Below are 20,280 nucleotides of genomic sequence, written 5' to 3' on the forward strand. Positions count from 1 at the left end.
TGTCAAGGCAATAGGGGTTATCCTTGTACTTGTCAAGTATCTGCTTGGGGATGCTTAAAAGCGGAATGTTACAAAGGTTGTTTGTTTTTTCACGGGGCTTTACTATCCACAAATTGCCGTTGCTATCCTCTGAAATGTGTTCGGGGCGTAAATTATACACGTCTATGAACGCCAACCCAGTGTAGCGATAGAAAACTATCAATGCGACCAATAGAGGAATATAGAAAACAAACGTCAATGCGTTGTAATACAGCAAAATTGCGTTGGTTTGCATAGTTGAGTAAACAGCAAAGACAGGTGGAATAACGAACCTGTTCAGCTACCAAGTCATTACCTGTTTTCATTTCATTCAGATGCAGTCAATCAAGGGTTAAACAGTCAGAGAGGATGACTTTCCATCCGGGAAACATTCTCATTTCCGGCAGATTTAGCCCGTCCGGTTTTGATTGCGCCGTTCTGCCTGATTCTCATATCATTCGACTGGCGAAGTATGAGTAAAATTGCAATCAAAAAAGTAACGCATGAAAACAGAAATGAAAGTGCTGCTCTATATCAAGCGCAGCGGACAGGACAAGGACGGCTTTTCTCCACTCATGGGCAGAATATCCATCAAGGGAAAGGCCAATTCCATCGCGCAATTTGCGTGTAAGTTCAAAATCAATGTGCGGTTGTGGAACGCCACAGCCCAACGCTGTACAGGCAAAAGCAAGGTGGCGACAATGGCAAACAGGGAGATTGAACGGGTACTGCTATTGTTGCAAAAGCGGTTCAACGAACTTTCCGACATGCAGGATGTCGTGACAGCAGAGGAAGTCAGGAACGTGTTCCAAGGTCTGGCTGAAACACAGGATACCATCATGAAGCTCTATGCGGAGCATAACAGCGACTATGCCCTGCGTGTAGGGGTGAACAGGGCGGCAAGCACGTTCTACCAGTACCGGAACACCTGCCGGATACTCGGTGAGTTCCTGAAAGAGAGATACCATGTGTCGGATATGCCTGTCAAGCAGCTGGATGAAAACCTTATCGAAGCGTTTGATATGTATATGCGCACGACAAGGCGTTTCATGCCCAGAACCATCCTCGGACATATCAACCGCCTGAAAAGCGTGATGATGCTTGCCGTGTTCCGCGGCATCGTTCCTTTCAGCCCGTTCAAGGGCTATGCGCCGCAGAAACCTGTTTTCAAACAGATGTACCTGACGGAAGACGAGCTTGACAGGTTTGCGAACACTACCTATGACACTCCCAACCGTAATTTCACGAGGGACATGTTCCTGTTCTCGTGCTGGACGGGTATCTGCTATTGTGACATGAGGAGTCTGACAGCCGCCAATCTGGTGAGGGCGGATGACGGAAGCCTATGGATTCACACGGAAAGGCAAAAGACAGGCACACCCGAATGTGTGCGGCTGATGGAGATACCGTTGAAAATCGTCGAAAAGTACAAGGGTATGGACAGCAACGGAAAACTGCTTCCGATGCTGACCAAAGAGAGCATGAACAGGCATCTGAAAAAGATGTCCGTGATGTGCGGCATCAACCGTCCGATCTCATTCCATCAGGCGAGGCATACCTTCGGAAGCATCATCTGTCTGTCACAGGGGATTCCGATAGAGACCGTCAGCAAAATCATGGGGCATCGGCATATCACTACCACACAGCGGTATGCGAAAGTCACGCAGGATAAAATTGATAGGGACGTGGATTGCCTGAATGGTATTATCAGCGGCAGGTTCTCCTTGTCGGATATTGACACCGCCCCGTCACCGATTCTGAAAGATTACAGCCAACGGAGAGTCAATCCGAGCATGAAGCAAAGGGAGTATATAACCAAAATAATGGAAGGGTAAGCCATGCGAAGCACATTCAAACTGTTGTTCTACATCAACCGTCAGAAAGTAAAGAAAAACGGCAGATGCCCTATTATGGGGCGTGTCACCCTTGACGGGAAGGTAAGCCAGTATTCCACCGGACTGGAAGTAGAGCCTGACTTATGGGATGCAAAGGAGGGAAAGGCATTCACGGACGGACGCAAGACCGGAAATATCACCGGTGAAAAAAGAAACGAGTTGAACAGGCTGAACTCATTGTTGGAGGCATTGGAGGAAAAAGCGAAGTCCGCTTACAAAAAGAACGAACGTGGATTCTTACGGCTTCGTCTCGGCTGAAATCATCAAGAATGCCGTCACGGGAAAATCAGACGTCAAGGAAACGCTGCTTTCCTTGTTTGACGAGCATAACGAGGAATATGCCAAACGTGTGGGCATTGACCGGACAAGGCATTCCTACGTCCGTTATCTTACCACTCGCAAGCATATATTCAACTTTTTGAAATTCAAGTATGATTTGGAGGATATTCCGTTACGCTCGCTGACGATGAAATTCATGACCGACTTCACATTCTATTTCTCGACCGTATTGCAGTTGAAGGTTTCTGCCTACAATGATTATCTTATCCTGTTGCACAAGATGACCCGGCTGGCGTTGAAGAAACATATATTGAAACGTGACCCGTTTGCCGGACATAAGATTGAGAAAGTGCCGGTAAACCACCGCCACCTGAACAGGGAACAGTTTGAAAAGCTGCTCAATGCCCGACTGCCGACTTACCGCTTATGCCATACCCGTGACCTGTTTGTCTTTTCGGTGTTCACGGGCATCGGCAGGGCTGATCTGGCAAACCTGACAGAAGACAATATCATCACGAAAGAAGACGGTTCCAAATGGATTCACATTGCACGGCAGAAGACCAAGGCGGAGTGCCATATCAAACTTCTTGACATACCCCTTTGCATTATCGAAAAATACAAAGGGGAAGGTAAGGACGGAAGATTGTTTTACGTTCCGCAGACCTGCAATCTGTGCCGCAGCCTTAAAATCATAGCCGAACAGTGCAATCTGGGATGCCATTTGACATTTTATCAGGCAAGACATTCTGATTTTTGTTTCTCATTGAGAATGAATATCTTGCAAGAATTTACATCTTGATAGGTAACGATTTAGAAACGAGCAAAGTTCTCTATTCTGTATTGTTTTGCAACTAATTAAAAGAACACTTAATTTGATACAAAGGTAATACTTTATTTTTATATAGTTCTACTTTAATCTCATTAATTCTGTATAGGCAATACCATCTGTGATTTTATGATATTGTTTCAAAGTCTTTTCCAATCCCAAAGCCAACTCCTTTTGAATATATGATGGTATAATTGCCTCGTTGAATCTATCTACAATGGATTGAATACTTTGTGTGGGTTGATTATTAATAACTATTTGGTTATATATGGCACTATAATAATAAAATGCTTTATTTTCAGTTGATAATTGGATTTTTTGTTTGATGTAAATTTGTTGCTCTCTTATTCGTTGTGCAACCTTAAAAAAGGTATCAATCTTTTCAAACGCTTCTTGAGATATATGTCCAACAACACTATAGGCGTATTTGTTCCATTGATTCTCTTCGAATATTATTGTAGAATAGTGCATTGGCACTTCTTGAATAAATCCGTTTATAAGTCCTTCAGAAAAAATGTATTCTATATTTTTTTCAATATCTTTTATCTGAAGTATTAAAATTGATACGGCATTCCGCAGCTCTTTTTGTTTATGAGCGTGAAATTGCCATAAAGCAATACCAACAGTTGCACCAATAGTAACAATCAATACAATTGTTTGAAATAGGTTAGAATCCCAAAAAGAAGTATTCATAATTTATATTTTTCACAAAGATAGCTGTTTTCAATGAATTACCAGCTATGATTGATTGAATTTATACTTCAATCCATATTCTTCCAGTTTGCTGTACAGCGTTGTACGTCCTATTCCGAGCAGTTCGGCGGCGACCTTGCGGTTCCCGTCAGCCTGCTTCAAAGCACGCAGAATCCGTTCTTTATCTTCCTCATCGTTACGCAGGGAGAAATCGGTAACAGAGGTTGTTTCGGTTATCCCAAGTTCCAGATGCTCTTTCGTAACAAGTCCCGTCTGTGCCTGCAACACCGCACCCATGATTTTCTGCCGAAGCTCACGCACGTTGCCCGGCCATGAATGGGTCAGCAACGCTTTCCGTGCTTCGGAGCTGAATCCGCCAACCTTGCACTCCAATTCATTATTGGCAATCTCGCGGAAGAACTCCGCCAGCGGCATGATGTCCTCCTGACAGTCACGCAATGGCGGAACTGTTATCTCGAAGTCGTGCAGACGGTACAGCAAGTCTTGCCGGAAACGCTTTTCATTGACCGCCTTTTCCAGATTCTCGTTGGTGGCAGCGATAATACGGACATTGAAACTTCTATCCGTTTTATCACCAACGGGACGGTATCGCCGCTCTTGTATGGCACGCAGAAGCATCTGCTGGGTTTCCGGTGCGAGGTTGCCCACTTCGTCCAAAAACAGCGTGCCGCCTTCGGCTTCATGGAAATATCCTTTCTTGGCACTGTCCGCACTGGTGAATGCGCCTTTGACGTGTCCGAAGAAAGCGGAAGGAGCAAGCTCTTTGGTGAGCGATCCGCAGTCCACAGGCACAAACGGCTTGCCCGAACGTTTGCTTTTGTCATGCAGGTGGTGGGCGATATGCTCCTTGCCCGTGCCGTTCTCCCCGAATATCAGCACGCTCATATCGGTAGGGGCTACCAGCCTTATACGGTGCATGATTTTCTGAAAGGCGGAACCGTCACGGACAAACACGGGCATACGGCTTCGTCCGATATTCCGTTCTTTCAGTATGCTGCGAAGCAGAGGCACGAGTTTGTCCTCCACAAGTTGCTTGGGTATGTAGTCCAGCGAACCAAGTTTCATGCTTTCCACTGCCGTATGCACTTCGGCATAGTCAGTCATGATGATGAACGGCTGCGTCATGCCATCCTTGCGCATCCAGCGCAACAGGTCGATTCCGTCACCGTCGGGCAGACGCAAATCAGAAACTACTATATCATTGTCAGCGGCTTGTTGCAGAAGTTTCTTTGCTGTCGAGAGGTGGAAAGCCTGCACTGTACGGAATTTCTCCCGTGCCAGCAGGTTGCAAACAAATTCGCAATACACGATATTATCTTCCACCACGATGATTTTTGTTTTATTCATTGTTGTATTTTCTCCTTTCTTCTTTTGCCTGTTGGATTATCTCCGAACCCTTATCCAATACGGCAGTCACGGCTTTGTTCAATGCTTCATAGTCGGGAGCGGCACTTCCATGAAGCTGTTTATAAAGTTCCCTTAATGGCAGGTCGGCGCGAAGTATCTCCCACGAACTACGTAGGTGGTGTGTAAGGGCATCCAGTTCTTGAAGGTCTTTCCGCCGTTCCGCATCCCTAATTGCCTGCATTTCCTCGTTCCGCATCCCTAATTGCCTGCATTTCCTTTTCGGTTTCCGTTATCAGTTTATCCAGCATAACGGATTCGCTGCCGTAGGACAGCAGGGAGGAGAAATCCGGTTTTTCATTTTGCGCCACATTCATGGCGCATTTGTCGGAAATCTCCATCAGTTCCGATATGGAGAACGGTTTGAGCAGGCAATCGGCAAATCCACGTTCTATAAGTTCCTCCTTGCTGCAACTACCCGAAGCGGTTGTCACGACCACCGGAATGTTCCTTGAATTTCCCACGTTGGAACTACGCAGCAGTTCCAACAGCTCGAAGCCGTTGATCTCTGGCATGTTTAGGTCAGTAAGCAGCAAATTGTATTCCTTTTTCCTTATTATTTCCATCAGTTCCGCAGCATTGGTACAGGTATCGCAATGCATACCCTCCTGTGCATACATTTCTTTCAGCATCAAAAGCTGCACTTCGTCATTGTCGATAGCAATCACATTATGGTATCTCTCATTGTAATGGACATAATCTTGAATCGTTTGTTCCGTCAGTTCTTCGGCAGCCTGCATGGGGATTTCTACCGTGAAACGGCTGCCCATGCCTTTTTCACTGTCTAACCGTATTGTACCACCGAGCATTGTTACGATATGTTGCACAATGGACAATCCCAGACCGAAACCGTCTTTTGCAACAGCGTTTGACAGACGTTCAAATGCTCCAAACACTCGCCGTTGTTCCTCGTTGGTCATCCCCGTACCAGTATCTTCAACGATAATTTTCAGCATACCATTATCATAACCCGTTGTTAGAGAAACGCCACCGTTCTCTGTGAACTTGATAGCGTTTGACAGAAGGTTATTACCGATTTGCAGGATGCGTTCCTTATCTGTTCGGACAAGCGCATCATTATAGCAATGTATTGTCAGAGCCAGCCCTTTGTTCAAGGCAATGGGATTAAACTCAATTTCAAGTGTATGCGTGATTGATGAAATCTTGCCCAGGGAAAAATTGGGCTGTTCCTTGCCGTTGTCCAGACGGAAGAAACTCAGCAGAGTGTTGAGCATTTCACGCATACGGTCAGAAGATTGCTGAATATTTTGGATATATACCTTGGTTTTATCTGTATTGCAATCTTTCAGCATCAGCCCGGCATAGCCTGTGATTGCCGTCAGTGGTGTGCGCAACTCATGGGTGATGGTATGTACAACTTTCTTACGGGAGGCTATCAGTACCTCGTTTTGTTTGATAGACTGTTTCTGCTGTTCTATTAAATCCGCAGTTTCTCGTTTGTACTGTTTGATACGGGTGATATTTCGGTGAATGATTATGTAAGAGATTACCAATAACAACACAGCGAATCCTGTTAAACCACCTATCTGAATAAAAGACCTTTCACGCATAGCGGCTATTTCCGCTTCCCGTTTCTGTAAGTCTGCTTGCACCTTCTCGTCCATTTGAACAACCAACCCTTGCAGTTGCCTGTTGAGTTCCGCATTTCGAGCCGCAAGACTGTCAGCGTGTTCCGACAAACGGCAGCTTTGCGCCTGTTGTTCTGCTATCATATTCCGATCAAATGAACGGAGTATCGTGGTGGATACGGTTGGTTTTGCTTCCTCCTTTTTGCCGAAGATGCCCAAGAAACCTTTGCGCTTGGATTTCTTGGGCTGTTCCTGCACACTCTTCTGCACAATTACAGGAACTTGACGGGTTATCTTATCGTTGATGGCTTGTTGCTGTTCAAGTATCTGAACGATTTGGCACATCTGCCGTTCCTTATCTTCGAGAAGATGGCGTACACTGTCTATGCGCTCTGCCGGATAGGTAGCTTTGAAACGGCATAGCATACTGTCCATTGCCATACGCTGAGCCTGATAATGTTCCAAATCTTCATTATCCCATTCCAATATTGTTTCACCCATTAGAGAAAATCCTGTTAAGCGAAAATTTAATTCATTAACATGTCGGCGCAACTCATCAGTGGTTCGGTTCTCCTTCTCTAATACTTCAAGCTTTTTCCATTCATACTGATAGCAATATATAATCATTCCTATTAGTATGAATATTAGAATATAGCCACATGATATTAACTTGCGGATTGAAATCATAAATTTAACGAGGTTTGAAGGAGATAAAATCAACAATGTCCTGAAGGACTTCAGGGGAGATTGTTTCCTCGATTGTACCGTATTCCTGTACCGCTCCTGTTTGAGCGTGCTGGAAAAGGTGATTAAGTCCGTGATAAAGTTTCACGGTCGCTTTCGGGGCGAGTCGTTGCATTTGAGGCATATTCAGTTCCGGGCGAACTTGTATATCTTTTTCTCCGTATAGTACGAATACCGGGCAATCCGTATCAGCAATGCTTTCCGCCGGTGAAAAACTGACATAGTAATTTAGCCAAGGATTATTGTCCGCTGCGATCTTTTTTAGATTGGCTTTCAAAGATGCTTGAACGGGAGTATTCCCCCAATTTGCACATATAGCCTCAATATTGTCAACTGCCATATTGTTGCCATTCCTTATTTTCAGTTCATACATTTTGTGCAATGCGTCAACATAATCCGATACAATATCCGCCGGCATGTTGCCCTGTTCCAACATCGTTGCGCTTTGGTCAATCAAAACGGAGTCACCACGAACAGCCTGTGCGCCAATGGCTATAATGAAATTCGGATTTGAGAATAATCCCGAATTGTTATCAGTTCCCAACATGAACGCCACTGCCGCTCCCTCACTATGCCCCAGTATTCCCACATTCTTGAATTTCACTTCTTTGCGCAGGTATTCCATTGCTGTTTTAGTATCCCGTGCAAAATCTTCAGTGGTGGCATTTTTACCGTCGCCGGTTGATTCTCCATATCCTCGGTCATCATATCGTAAAGTTGCAATGCCGTTTCGGGCAAGGTAATCTGCGATGACAGCAAACGGCTTATGTCCGTATAATTCTTCATCACGGTTTTGCAGTCCGCTACCGGTAATCATTACGATAACCGGAGTTGCCTCATTAAAACTTTCAGGCAAGGAAAGTGTTCCTGCGAGAGTAACACCATCTGATAAGTTATTGAAACGAACCTCCGTTGTAGTGTATGGATATGGTGGCTTAGGTGTTTGAGGTCGCTTTAATTCCACAATACCCGGAAATAATTCAAGGTCGGTACTCATGGTTCCTTGTGTGCATTTTCCAATGAGTTTCCCTTCTTGTTTTCGTCCGGTAAACGTCAATCCGATGCGTCTAACCGTTACATTTATAGAATCAGCCGAAATGAGATTCACTTCTCCGGCTATACCGTATACTCCTTGATTCGGAGAATCAAGCGTAACTGACTGTCTGCCATCTTCGCTTGCCTTGAAATTGAACACAATCTTTAACTCCACTTGCGGAGTTATTTTCAACGTACCATGCCATGCTCCCGAAATATCATCATCGGAAGCCATGATTTGTAGCACGGAACAGATGGCTATAATAGCTGCGATTATCATTCTTTTCATTATATCAACCTGTTATTTTGTTAGTTCCATTAGTATATGACCCTTATCATCTTTCAACACCAAGATGGAATCGTCCGTGATTTCGTATGATTTGATACTGGGCAGAATAGATGCTACGCTCCGTTCCACTATCATGTTATCGCAAGCCAGTTCGGTAAAGGATATATCGGAGAATTTCAAGGCAGTTTTGCTTTTTTCAAAACTGCCTGAAACTGTATTGCAGTCGGTGGTGCAGGAGAATACTCCGGCGTTATCCAACTGCAATATATACTCTGATTCCTCGTTTACTTGTGTCAGTCCGTATGACGAAGTGGCGATACAGTTGTATTTTTGAAGTCGCCATTCCCTGTACAGGGCATTATCTGATGGGGCATCGCACGAGCCAACCAATATGGCTAATGCAAGCATTATTACTGTAAAAGTGTTTATTTTCATATCATTTACGTTTTATGGTCTGGCATTTCCGCTTGCTCATTTCCTCGGCATACGCCATTTCTCCATGCTCCCGTATATAGCTGATACAAGCCGGGCGGTCGGAGTTAAAGAGCAATGCGAACACTTTGCTTATAAAATTGGAATAGATTTTACACTCCCTTACGTCACGCTCACATTCGGCACAGGTATGATAACCTTTGCTTATGCAGCATTGGCGGATTTTACACCACGATGCTTTCTCGTTATTCTTGCATCCGGGGCATTTGCCGGACAAGAATTTGCGACACGCTCCACAATACAGCCCACATGCGGCTATATTATCTTTACTTACTCTTATACTTTCCATATTCAATGTTTTCTATCTGTATAGTTTTTACCACAGCCATAACATACACCGTCATGAACCGATATACACCCTCCGCAATCGGAGCAAGTCCAACGAACCTTTTCTCTTTGCAGGAATTGTTCAATACCATTTTCTCCGATAAAGGCGAGATTGCCCATAAGCGATTCTATCATCGGATAGGCGTTGACATACCAACATTCCTTATCGACAATCTCCCTGCACGGATATTGAGGACATCTGTCACAGAATCCGTCCGGCAGTGTTTTCCGTATTTCACAATTTACAATCTTGCACAGATTGGCGCAATACTCACCTTTGTATCCCTCATTCCGGCATCCGACACAAGGGCTGTCTTTTCGTAGTGCTTCGCTGCACACAGCGCAGTTTAACCCGCACGGGGCAATCATATTTCTATCCATGATCTAATTCTATTAAACTTGTTAAATTGCATCCATTGCAAGTTTCTTAGACCGCTGCCTATATCTCAGATAAACTGAGACTGTCAAGATGCAGGCTATAAAATCAGCCATAGGAATACTTAGCCAGACTCCGTCAAGCCTCAAATCAAACATTTCAGGCAGCAGAAATATCAAGGGAATGAAAAATCCTATTTGGCGTATGAGCGACAAGACAATACTCGTTTTCGGCTTGCCAATAGACTGGAAAAAATTTGTTATCATAGTCTGCATGGCCATAACCGGAAACATCAAGGCACAGATACGAAGACCTGTTACTGCAATGTCATTAAGTGCAGTTTCGTTTGAGAACAACTGTATAATCGGGCGTGCCCCCATTTCACACAGTAAAAACACGGAGAACATGAAAGCAAAAGCTATTGTCAACCCGGTGTTCATGGCTTTGTCAACCCGTTCTGTCTGACCGGCTCCGAAATTGTACCCTATGATGGGCTGCATACCGACAGCCAAACCGATAATTATCATTGAGAACAGCATATAGATTCGGCTGACTATGCCGTATGCCCCAATCGCAAAGTCGCCACCGTAAAATCCGAATCTGTTAATAAGGGCAATGCTTATAGATGCCGAGCAAAGATTCAATATAAACGGTGGTGTCCCCAGTTTCATGATTTCTCCGGATAGCCGGAAATTGCACCTGAAACGGCTTTGCTGAAAATGTATTTTATTTGATTTCATAGAGAAGTGCCTTACGACCCATACAAGTCCGACTACCTGCGATATGACTGTGGACATGGAGGCCCCCTTGATGCCAAACTCAAATACAAATATGAATATTGGTGTCAAAACCAGATTTAGCCCGACGGTCAGCAGAGTGGACTCCAATGATTTTTTGGGGAAACCGTTTCCGCGAAGCAAGTTATTAAGGCTTAAAAACAGAAATGTTATTGGATTAGCGCAGAGCAATATTCCAATATATTCCCGTGCATACGGAAGCGTGGCTTCACTTGCACCGAAAAAGTATAGTACAACATCCAGATTAAGATATGTAATCCATCCCGTCAGGATGCTGATTACGAAACCCAAAATCACCACGGTATGCAGAATATCGGCTGCCTGTTCATATTGCCTGCGTCCCAGACAGATGGAGGTCAGCGTGGTCCCACCGATCCCGACAAGCGTATTGAAAGCAATCAGGCAATTCATCATGGGGAAAGTGACTGCAAGCCCGGAAATAGCCAGTGTACCGACACCATTTCCGATGAATATACTGTCAATAAGATTATACAGTGATACGGCTGCCAGATTGATTATGGCCGGTATGGAATACTGAAGCACCAACTTTCCCATTGGTGCTGTTTGGAGCTGGTGGTATTTCTCTTGTGATACGTCTTGCATTGTCCGGATTGACTCTTTCATTATTAATGATACAGGGTATGCCGTACTGTAAGATACGGCATACTCCAAGTATCAGATAAGATATTTGTACTATTGGTATTTCTTCCTGTTTTTATTCGCCATTTGATGACCAATACTGGTTGCAGATATAATAGTTGAACTCCAGTGTGTAGCTTGATTCAGACGGCAGCCCGCTATTTAGTCCGGGGTGGAATTTGGGAAGCATACGCGCCACGCGCAGAGCCTCGGCATCAAGTGTCTTGCCTGAGCTTTTAACGATTCGGGCATCCTTTACAACTCCGTCTTTGGCGATGGTAAGCTGCACGACGGCATCCATGTTAAGAACACCGTCTTTGTATGCAGTTTCAGGGAAGGAAATGTTTTTATTGATAAAGGCTCTCAGTTTGTCCTTACCGCCGGGAAAGTTGGGGGCGGTTTCTGTCCTGATGAACGGCACGGCATCGGCCGCATCCGCTTTCTCCGTGACCACCACATCGGAATTTCTTTCTGTCACTCGAATGGTGGAGTCGGATTTTTCGCTAATTTTGTAGCGTAGATCCTCCACCGGCGTAGCGGCAGATACCTCGTTGATTACTGCTGACACCGCAGGGGTAGCCAGACCGATTAACGCGAGTGCCATCGCAGGCACCATGACAAAGGCACGCACACGGGCTTTGCCTGTCGGTTTGCTTGATAACATCATAGTTATACGTTTTTTAAGTGAACTGTGATTAAGACAGTTGGAAAGAGTAGCGAACCTTGCTCCAACTGTCTTTTTTATTAGAAATATCTGATACTCTTCTCGTTTTACGCCCGATGCAAGCACACGGCTGTCGGCTTCATATTCATGAAGTGTATGAAGTTCATTGCGCAGAAGCCATATAGAAGGACAATACCAAGTGAGAATAATCGCTGCCTGCATAAAAAGCAAGTCAATCCAATGGTGGCACTCGATATGCGCTTTTTCATGGCGGACTATCATCTGCCCAAACTCGTACCAGTCACGTCTTGGCATCATGATATATCCGCACCATGCAAACGGGGCGACGCTGTTATGGCGATGAAGTATAATGCGGCAGTCATCCTGTTTTATATGCTCACCTTTGAGAATGAACAGTGCCAACCGTGCAAGTGAAACGAGGAAATAGAGAGTCATGGTAATAACCCCTATAAGGTAAAGTGTGACTATATAATCCCATATCGGAGTGATTTGCTCTGATACCGTATTGGCAATATAGGCAACATCGACCGAATTAAAAGCGATTTCAACATTATTTTCCACAATATCCGCTACCCAAAAGGGATTAAGTATGAAGATTGGGAAAACAAAAGCAAGCGTTATACAGGACAACAACAATATCCTGTTGAACCGGAAACATCCGGTATTGGCAAGAACGCATTTGTACACCGCCCAGACTACAATCAGGAGGGTACTTGCCAATAATGAATATGCCAAGAATATACCTGCCATTGTTATTCCTTTCCTCTGTTAGATATTTGCAATATTATTTCCTTAGCCTCTTCATCGCTATATTCCTCGCTTTTAATCAGGAAGTTCACAACATTCTGAATAGAATTGTCGAAATACCGCCTTATGACGCTCTTCAGATTTTGTCCGCAATAATCTTCCCGCTCTATTATGGGGAAATATATGAAGCCTGTGCTTTCAACTTTGTGGTCGAGATAGCCTTTCTGTTCGAGAAATTTCACGAATGTGGCTACCGTAGTCCGGCTTGGACGCGGCTCATTGTGAAGGGCAACGACATCCCGAACCGAGAGTGCCCCGCTTTCCCAAAAGAAGTTCATCACTTCTTCTTCTCTTTCTGTTAATGGCTTCATATCTTCCATTTACATGTAGTCTAATTTTATTAGACGATTCAATAGCGCAAAAGTAGTCTAAAATATTTAGACAACAAAATAATATGGCAGAAAAATTGATTATAGATACGGATAGTGGAGAAAACCGGGTGGTTCTCTCCACTGTAACCTACGTTTTCGGCTCTTTACTTGTCGCCATAAAGCCCGATGCGGTTGCCGACGGGATCGGCGATGATGGCAAAGTAACCCCAACCGTCAACCTGAATCTTGGTCTTTGGAGTTACCAACGTTGCGCCGTTATCCAATGCCGTTTTCACGCTTGCTTCCAAGTCTTTTACTTGGAGATACACCAGCACGCCTCCATTAGAGGGTACGAAACCGGGGAAGGAGGGAGCCGAGGAGATTGAGCATACACTCTTGCCGTCTTTCATAAGACAGGCCATTTTCTCATCGCCGAACTGCGACACTTCCAGCTTTTCGCTGAAAAGTGCCTGATAGAACGCCACCGACTTGTCGAAGTTATTGGTGGGGATTTCAAAAAATGCAATCATACTTTTTATTATTTAATTAGTACGCTGCAAAATTACAGCGACATGATAGCCTATGATAGTAAAAAGCGGACATCTTGTGTTAGGTGGAAAAGACCTACTGCTGATTATCTTCATCGTTATAACTGTTCTGCAATTTGTCGCTGAATGATTCTCTGAGAGCTATCCGAAATCCATTCAAGAAAGATTCATGGATATATATTGAAGAAGTCGGACAGTTGTCAGCGCACAGCCGGCACTGGATGCAATTTTTCTCGTCAGTCGGTAAAACCGTATCTTTTAGTGCGAATATGTGCATCGGACAAATCTTGATACATTTCCCGCAATTTATACAAGTAGAGGTATTTAGGAACACCACCTTGTTACCCGCTATTATATCTGAAACTTTACGGCGTATCGTAATGCCCTCCGAATATCCGGTAACCGGATCTTTATAGATAAGAGCCAACGGATGCAACTTCCATCGAAGTTTTTCCGCAAATAGTCTTGCCTTGAACCTATCTCGTTCATTCGGTCTGGCTTTATTGTAGCCGTCCATAAGAACCCACGGCCCGGTGCGGTCAAATCCCCGGCAAGAAAACTCTCCGGCTATAATTCCACCTTTTGCCTCGACGATTTTTCTGAGTGGCTTATGATATGCTCCCAAGAAAGGTCTGCAACGGGTGGAGAATACGAACACATTTTTGCCTTTAAGATTTTGACTTGAAACAAATCGTTGAAGTCGTATATCGTGAGCGGCAAAGTTTATAGCGGAGCCAAAGCCGATAAGGTCATAATCCGATAGGTCGATTGCCGGATTGCTGTCGATAGATACCAATTCAGCAGACAGGGCTTCCGCCATGCTTTTAGCAATCTTCAACGTGTTGCCTTTATACGAGGAACGATAGAATATTATTGCCTTCATTTTGCGACTGATATTTTCGTTTCCGAGGTTCCGGGGCCTCCATTTACACCTTTATATCCCACAAACATCAGAGAACTCGTGTCAAAGTAATAATTACAGCTCCAGAAAGCCGACATAAAGCCGGTAAGACTGACTTCTATTCTTTCCGCGTTCTTTCCGTCGAACTTCTCAGCTCCTTTCTTGGTTGCCGACATGGTATATAGTTTTATGTTGTCGGGGCGAAAACACTCATATTCCATAGACTTACCGTTTTTCAGAGTCAGCCCCGCATTATAGGCAATGTTCTGATACCACGGCTTGCCTTTACTTTTCACTGTCTTAGAAATATGTTTCCCATTGAACTTGCCGGATATGGAATATATCCCTTTGCACAAGCTGACAGTCAGATTGGTGTTTGATGAAGCATCCGCTATCTTCCATGCCTCGGTTTTATATCCGCTTCCTAAGATATACTCATGCTTCTCACCACCTTGAACCGTATGCAGGTATATCTTTCCATCCTTGTGTTCCTCCGTCCATTTGATAGACGTTTTTATCTTGCCGCAGGTGGAAATGTAGTTTCTTTCCTGCGCCATTGCAAAAACTGTAAGAAACAGCGTAAGTGCTATTGTAATGATATGTTTCATAGATTGTTGTCAAGGATAAAGTCCACATACTTGGAAATCATAGCTTCCATTCTTTCCCATGCTTCCGGCTTACTGAAATCTATGCCGTTGATTTTGTGGTATTGCCTTGTGAAAAGGACAATATAGTTGATTGCGGATATGATTATGGCAATCGACATATTGTTGTCACCACCCCGATCCAAAAACTTATTCAGTTCCTCCTGCAATTTATGACCGATACGCTCACGTTCTTCGATGATACCCTTGAAAGACGAATGACCTGAAAGTTCCCAGACAAGAAGCTCTTGCATGAGAACATTATCTTTTAGATAGCTAAGCTGACACATAAGCACATCCTTAACAATCTGCTTTATGTTACCGTCTTTGGCTCGTTTGATGGTATCAATAAACTCCGAATAGGCAAACGAATAATAGTCATGACGCTTTGCCCATTCCACGAGCAAACCATCCAATCCACCGAAATAGCGATAAATCAAAACCTTATCGCATCCGGCTTGATTAGCGATGCGATTAACTCCGATTTTGGTAAAACCGTCGTTCTCTACGATATGGCTCACGGCTTCAAGGAGCCTCTTTTCTGTTTCTTTCAATTCCATTTTACATAATGTCACTAAATGGTGACAAAATTATAAAAATAATCGGTGACAACCAAATACAAGGTTGTATAAACGCTATTTTTCAGAATGTAAAATAGTCAGAAACAGGAGAGTATCGAGCAATATACTCTTTCGGTGTGTAGCCGGAGAATAGCTTGAATTCTTTAATCATATGGGATTGGTCTGTGTATCCACACTCGTATGACAGCTGCGCAAAACCTATTCCCTGATTATGCTGCATGATAGATAAGGTACGTTGCAACCTGACTATGCGCATGAAATCTTTGGGTGTCGTTCCTATGTTTTCCGAGAAGATCCGGGAGAATTGCTTTTCGCTCAGGCACGCAATATCCGAAAGTGCCCTGATATTTGTTTGAGAGGACTTGTTGATATGGCGTATCACTTCCGCCAATCTTGGCAGATGATAAGGAGTCCCAGACATCAGGCACTTATAGAAATAATCTTCAATCAACTCAATGCTGGTATCGTAATTTTCGCTGTCTTCAACTTTATGTGCCAAATCGCGCAAAGCTGTATTTTCAATATCCTCAATCGCCACATTCCTGTCACGCAGTAAAGTGACCGGCATACGGAAGAATATTTTTGCCGCATGAGGTTGGAATACCACCACTATCATTTCAATGTCGCCGGTTGAAGTCACATCTGAATAACCGCTTTCCTGACCGCAAATAAAACTCTGCGGCTGTAATTCATCACGGTTCGTGACTTTCAGCCTTTCGCCACGATGGAAAACAAGCGACATACAGCCCGTTGGCAAAGTGCGCTGCGTCACTATGCCGGAGGTACTATCCTGCAATATCCAGTAATACCGTATAAACGGTTTCAAGGCAGGCGTTGGCTGTATGATTCTGAATGTCTGCATCCTGCAAAATTACAACTTAAAGAATTTCCATGATAGTAAAAAACGGACATTTGCGCATTACATTTCACTCTATCTGCCGACTGTTTGAGTCACTTTCGCATCATTGATGTGTTTATATTGTAATATGAGCAAACTCACGGTTTATCCAGATGGTAGCCTCATTTCCGATAAAATGGACAAGCACATAGTTCGGATCTGCCGGGCCGCCGGGGAAGTAATTTATAAAATACTCCTGCCACATCTGTTTACGAGTTTCATTATCCGTGATGATTTCGACTGTACCGCGCAATGCAACACTATCGCCATAAAACGAATAGGAAAGCCCGGCTTTAGGATTTAGCCTGAAATCGGCAACCTTTTCGGAGTCTGCGGCGGTCACAATCCAAACTTCATTATATCCGATTGAATGAATTTTATCCAATGGCACAGGGCGAGGAAAACCGTCCGCATTGACCGATGCCAACGTAACCTCTTTGCACTGCGAAAGCAGGTGTGTGGCTTTTTCAGTCAAACTCCTTTCATCTTTCTCTTTCCAGCGTTTGAGTGTTGGGAAGATTTGTTGCATTTGAGCCTTTGCCTGTTGGGGCGTCAAATTCCAACCCGTTTCCTTGTTAATCTGGTCAGTAAACTGAGTGCAGAACTCTATCATCTGGCTCATGTTGAAATCTTGGAGGAAAACACCTCCTTTGTAGCAATAGCCACAATAGTCCTCGCTTTTGCTTCCGTCTGAATTTGTGCCGATGTTACCATCTACAAGAGGCATACCGCAGCTTTGACAAAATTTCTGTTCCATATATTAATTTATTAAATCATTGTTTATCAACCGATACATCATAGAAATATCTTCAGAAGCCATTTCAAACTTTGATTTCTCTATTAGAATGTTTTGCCCAGTCATAATGTATGATGGGAGAATGCGGATACCGTTATATAAAATCTCGGTATTGCGCAATTTGTAAGTAGAGGTGCTTGGAACGGCGTTTTTCTTTGTCGCCTTCTTGCAGATCATATTAAAGGCTTTCTTTGCCACATCCCCCATAAGCATGATAACTTTGACGTTGGGGAACAAAGCAAGCTCTTTTTCCAGATAGGGCAGACTGTCCTCTATGCTCTCCCTTGAAACTGCATATTCGCTTTTAGGTGTCTTGACGGCATTGGTAATGTAAATTCCACTATTCAAAATATCCTGTACCGAACCTGCCACTATTCCTGCTTTTCTGAATAATGGAATTGTCGTTGACATATACGCGGAATCTGGTTTCCCGTAGAAATCCTCCTCCGAACTTGAAGGGACAACCTCATTTATCATGATTGCCCTTATCGTTTCCGGTGCGACATCCACGTTGTTAAACCGCATATCCGCTTCGTCTGCAGAGAACTGTTGTAATTCTTTCTGTATATTCATCATAATAGTTTGAGCAATTCTTCGTGGACTTGTCCGTTTGTTCCGGCTACCTGACTTCCTTGAGCCGGGTCAAGTGTGTTGCCGTTCCAATCGGTCACTATTCCTCCGGCCTCTTGTACCAGAAGCATACCGGCAGCATAATCCCAAGGGTTCAGATACACTTCGAAATACCCGCCCTGTCTGCCACACGCTGTATATGCCAGTTCCAAGGCTGCGGAACCAAGCCGTCGGACATCTTGTGAGTTTTCATAGACTTTGAGAAATCGGGCAAAATTTTCTTTCGCCAACTCTCTTTTAGCAGTGCCGATACCGATTATGGTTTCCGAGAGTTTATGGGCAGAGGAAACATGTATGGGCTTGCCGTTCAAGAAACTGCCTCCTCCTTTGACGGCTGAGAAAATTTCATCGTGAAACGGGTCATAGATAATGCCCATGACAATCTCCTTCTGGCGACAAAGAGCCAGCGAGACCACGCTGTGCTGATAGTCGTGCATGAGGTTGGTAGTGCCGTCAACGGGATCGAGAATCCAATAGCTGTCAGTATCCATCCGCTGCAAGCCTGTTTCCTCTCCGAGAAACTGGATGTCCGGTGCAAGTGTATATAGTGCCTTTTTCAAAAAGTCCTGTACAGCCACGTCAACTTGCGTAACGTAATCGGCAACTCCTTTTTCTTTCACATGGGCTGCCATTTCCCTGTTTGTGATGATTCCCTTAGTCTCTTTGACCAAGCTGATTATATGTTGTATATCCATGACTATAATATATGGGGGTTAATTTAATACTGCAGCATAGCCAAACCGCAAGAGAACAAAATATTTCGGACATAATCCTGACAGACTTCCGACCCGAATATGTTTTCGTAAAAATTTCGGGCTTTGTTTATGTCTGACACGGATAAAACTGTACAACAAAATCTCATAGACTGTTTTTCCAGCGTTTGAGGGTTGGATAAAATTGCCGCATCATCTCTTTCGCCTCTTCTACGGTCATATTTTCTCCGGACCACTTGTTTATATCATCTGTGAACCGGGCACAGTGCTCGACCATCTGCTCCATAGTCAAGTCCTGCCTGAACCGGCCATCCACGTAACAATAGTTGCAGTAATCATCATTACGGCTGCCATCGGCATTTGTTCCCTTGTCGTCATCAGTCAGCGGCATACCGCAGCTTTGACAAAATTTCTGTTCCATATTCTTATTTCTTTTTATGTTCAGTCAAACTTTTCCAAACTATATTGGAAATCTCGGCAATTATGGCTGATGTCGCTGCCATGTCATAATTGGAATCAGCAACAAACACGGCTATTGAATATCTTGTGCCGTCGGGCAGTTTCACATATCCACAATCATTTACTGCGGATATGCGTCCATCCGGTGTTGGGAATCCTGTACCTGTTTTATGTCCAATCGTAGCATTGATAGGCAATAAAGGAGCTGCAAGCCTATCACGTCCGGTACTACATTGTTCAAGCATAGAAGATATTTCGGAATAAGACCGCGATGTGTTTCTCATTTCGATGTAAAACCTGTCAAAGAGCTGTGCCATTGCCAGAGGAGTGGTACGGTTAAGATAACTTAGATATGGGTCACGATGCATATCTTCTTCGGATGCACCTATTAAAATTTCATCGGAAATATTCAGTTGCCTCATTAACGATGTAGCTCCCGATGTCCCGCCAATCCTCTTTAAGAGTATATCCGCCGCATTGTTGTCACTCTCTACCAACGACCATTCAAACAGTTCTCTTACAGTCATGGCATTTCGGCTCTTACAATACATTTTGAGCATTGGACTATATGTGTCCTCGTTCAAGTCATTCTCCCCGAATGCTATGGAATCGTTCAACGACATATCGTTATTATCTATCCAATGTGCAACCGTCAGAGCCAGCGGAAATTTGACTACGCTCATCATAGGGAAATCCCGGTTACCGTTGATAGATACAGTATCTTTGCTATTGATAATGACCGCGACACCTATACGTGCATCTTTCCCTGCGATATATTCCTGCAAAGTATTCTCTATCACTCTGTTTTCTTCAGCGAAAACAGGCAATATAAAAATCAGATATGTTATTATAACCAGTAATATCTTCATTTTGAATACGGTTT

20 protein-coding genes and 3 pseudogenes are annotated in these 20,280 nt (G+C 44.0%); 2 read left to right on the forward strand and 21 right to left on the reverse strand.

Going from position 1 to position 20,280, the window contains the following annotated elements; translation table 11 throughout:
* Positions 1 to 193 (reverse strand): annotated as a pseudogene (locus RDN79_RS00930) (site-specific integrase); the annotation flags it as partial.
* Positions 194 to 521: 328 nt separating this feature from the next.
* Between RDN79_RS00930 and RDN79_RS00935 the strand changes: the two are divergent.
* Complete coding sequence (locus RDN79_RS00935; protein ID WP_298550599.1) at positions 522 to 1,853, forward strand: site-specific integrase; 1,332 nt, start codon at positions 522 to 524, stop codon at positions 1,851 to 1,853.
* Between the two features lie 3 nt (positions 1,854 to 1,856).
* Positions 1,857 to 2,940 (forward strand): annotated as a pseudogene (locus RDN79_RS00945) (site-specific integrase); the annotation flags it as partial.
* Between the two features lie 159 nt (positions 2,941 to 3,099).
* On the opposite strand, the gene RDN79_RS00950 reads toward RDN79_RS00945, so the two are convergent.
* From RDN79_RS00950 to bla, 20 genes and pseudogenes are all read right to left on the reverse strand, one after another.
* On the reverse strand, positions 3,100 to 3,711 hold the full coding sequence (locus RDN79_RS00950) for a hypothetical protein (protein ID WP_057087079.1): 612 nt from the start codon (positions 3,709 to 3,711) through the stop codon (positions 3,100 to 3,102).
* Positions 3,712 to 3,756: 45 nt separating this feature from the next.
* Positions 3,757 to 5,079: a sigma-54 dependent transcriptional regulator gene (locus RDN79_RS00955; RefSeq protein ID WP_298550592.1), complete on the reverse strand. Its 1,323-nt coding sequence runs from the start codon at positions 5,077 to 5,079 to the stop codon at positions 3,757 to 3,759.
* A pseudogene (locus tag RDN79_RS00960) lies at positions 5,072 to 7,412 on the reverse strand (ATP-binding protein). Before RDN79_RS00960 ends, RDN79_RS00955 begins: the two are co-directional and overlap by 8 nt.
* 4 nt (positions 7,413 to 7,416) lie before the next feature.
* Positions 7,417 to 8,793, reverse strand: a complete 1,377-nt coding sequence (locus RDN79_RS00965; protein WP_298550590.1) for an alpha/beta hydrolase — start codon at positions 8,791 to 8,793, stop codon at positions 7,417 to 7,419.
* Positions 8,794 to 8,805: 12 nt separating this feature from the next.
* Positions 8,806 to 9,228, reverse strand: a complete 423-nt coding sequence (locus RDN79_RS00970; RefSeq protein WP_298550588.1) for an META domain-containing protein — start codon at positions 9,226 to 9,228, stop codon at positions 8,806 to 8,808.
* Between the two features lies 1 nt (position 9,229).
* Entirely contained in the window at positions 9,230 to 9,574 is a 345-nt protein-coding gene (locus RDN79_RS00975) for a DUF3795 domain-containing protein (protein WP_039848517.1), read from the reverse strand.
* Positions 9,575 to 9,576: 2 nt separating this feature from the next.
* On the reverse strand, positions 9,577 to 9,993 hold the full coding sequence (locus RDN79_RS19035; RefSeq protein ID WP_298550585.1) for a DUF3795 domain-containing protein: 417 nt from the start codon (positions 9,991 to 9,993) through the stop codon (positions 9,577 to 9,579).
* Positions 9,994 to 10,014: 21 nt separating this feature from the next.
* A complete protein-coding gene (locus RDN79_RS00980; protein ID WP_298550583.1) occupies positions 10,015 to 11,409 on the reverse strand; it encodes an MATE family efflux transporter in 1,395 nt (464 codons plus the stop codon).
* 91 nt (positions 11,410 to 11,500) lie between these two features.
* A complete protein-coding gene (locus RDN79_RS00985; RefSeq protein WP_298550581.1) occupies positions 11,501 to 12,859 on the reverse strand; it encodes a M56 family metallopeptidase in 1,359 nt (452 codons plus the stop codon).
* Positions 12,860 to 12,861: 2 nt separating this feature from the next.
* On the reverse strand, positions 12,862 to 13,227 hold the full coding sequence (locus RDN79_RS00990; protein ID WP_138298897.1) for a BlaI/MecI/CopY family transcriptional regulator: 366 nt from the start codon (positions 13,225 to 13,227) through the stop codon (positions 12,862 to 12,864).
* 164 nt (positions 13,228 to 13,391) lie between these two features.
* Positions 13,392 to 13,757: a VOC family protein gene (locus tag RDN79_RS00995; RefSeq protein WP_138298896.1), complete on the reverse strand. Its 366-nt coding sequence runs from the start codon at positions 13,755 to 13,757 to the stop codon at positions 13,392 to 13,394.
* A 94-nt stretch (positions 13,758 to 13,851) separates the two neighbouring features.
* Positions 13,852 to 14,658, reverse strand: coding sequence for an EFR1 family ferrodoxin (locus RDN79_RS01000; RefSeq protein WP_298550577.1), 807 nt, complete (start codon positions 14,656 to 14,658; stop codon positions 13,852 to 13,854).
* Positions 14,655 to 15,284: a hypothetical protein gene (locus RDN79_RS01005; protein WP_298550575.1), complete on the reverse strand. Its 630-nt coding sequence runs from the start codon at positions 15,282 to 15,284 to the stop codon at positions 14,655 to 14,657. Before RDN79_RS01005 ends, RDN79_RS01000 begins: the two co-directional genes overlap by 4 nt.
* Positions 15,281 to 15,880 (reverse strand): TetR/AcrR family transcriptional regulator, encoded by a 600-nt coding sequence (locus RDN79_RS01010; protein WP_298550573.1) that lies wholly within the window; start codon positions 15,878 to 15,880, stop codon positions 15,281 to 15,283. The genes RDN79_RS01005 and RDN79_RS01010 overlap by 4 nt, the downstream gene beginning before the upstream one ends.
* Positions 15,881 to 15,962: 82 nt before the next feature.
* The gene (locus RDN79_RS01015) at positions 15,963 to 16,763 is read right to left on the reverse strand and encodes a helix-turn-helix domain-containing protein (RefSeq protein WP_298550571.1); all 801 of its coding nucleotides are present in this window, start codon (positions 16,761 to 16,763) and stop codon (positions 15,963 to 15,965) included.
* 112 nt (positions 16,764 to 16,875) lie between these two features.
* The gene (locus tag RDN79_RS01020) at positions 16,876 to 17,556 is read right to left on the reverse strand and encodes a zinc ribbon domain-containing protein (RefSeq protein WP_298550569.1); all 681 of its coding nucleotides are present in this window, start codon (positions 17,554 to 17,556) and stop codon (positions 16,876 to 16,878) included.
* A 3-nt stretch (positions 17,557 to 17,559) separates the two neighbouring features.
* The gene (locus tag RDN79_RS01025; RefSeq protein WP_298550567.1) at positions 17,560 to 18,171 is read right to left on the reverse strand and encodes a uracil-DNA glycosylase family protein; all 612 of its coding nucleotides are present in this window, start codon (positions 18,169 to 18,171) and stop codon (positions 17,560 to 17,562) included.
* Positions 18,168 to 18,920, reverse strand: coding sequence for an inositol monophosphatase family protein (locus tag RDN79_RS01030; RefSeq protein ID WP_298550565.1), 753 nt, complete (start codon positions 18,918 to 18,920; stop codon positions 18,168 to 18,170). Before RDN79_RS01030 ends, RDN79_RS01025 begins: the two co-directional genes overlap by 4 nt.
* A 163-nt stretch (positions 18,921 to 19,083) precedes the next feature.
* Positions 19,084 to 19,359 (reverse strand): zinc ribbon domain-containing protein, encoded by a 276-nt coding sequence (locus RDN79_RS01035; RefSeq protein WP_195319085.1) that lies wholly within the window; start codon positions 19,357 to 19,359, stop codon positions 19,084 to 19,086.
* A gap of 4 nt (positions 19,360 to 19,363) precedes the next feature.
* Positions 19,364 to 20,266, reverse strand: a complete 903-nt coding sequence (gene bla / locus RDN79_RS01040; protein WP_298550561.1) for a class A beta-lactamase — start codon at positions 20,264 to 20,266, stop codon at positions 19,364 to 19,366.
* Positions 20,267 to 20,280 lie beyond the last annotated feature (14 nt).

It is taken from the genome of uncultured Parabacteroides sp., from assembly GCF_902493135.1.
In the GTDB taxonomy this organism is placed as follows: Bacteria; Bacteroidota; Bacteroidia; order Bacteroidales; family Tannerellaceae; genus Parabacteroides.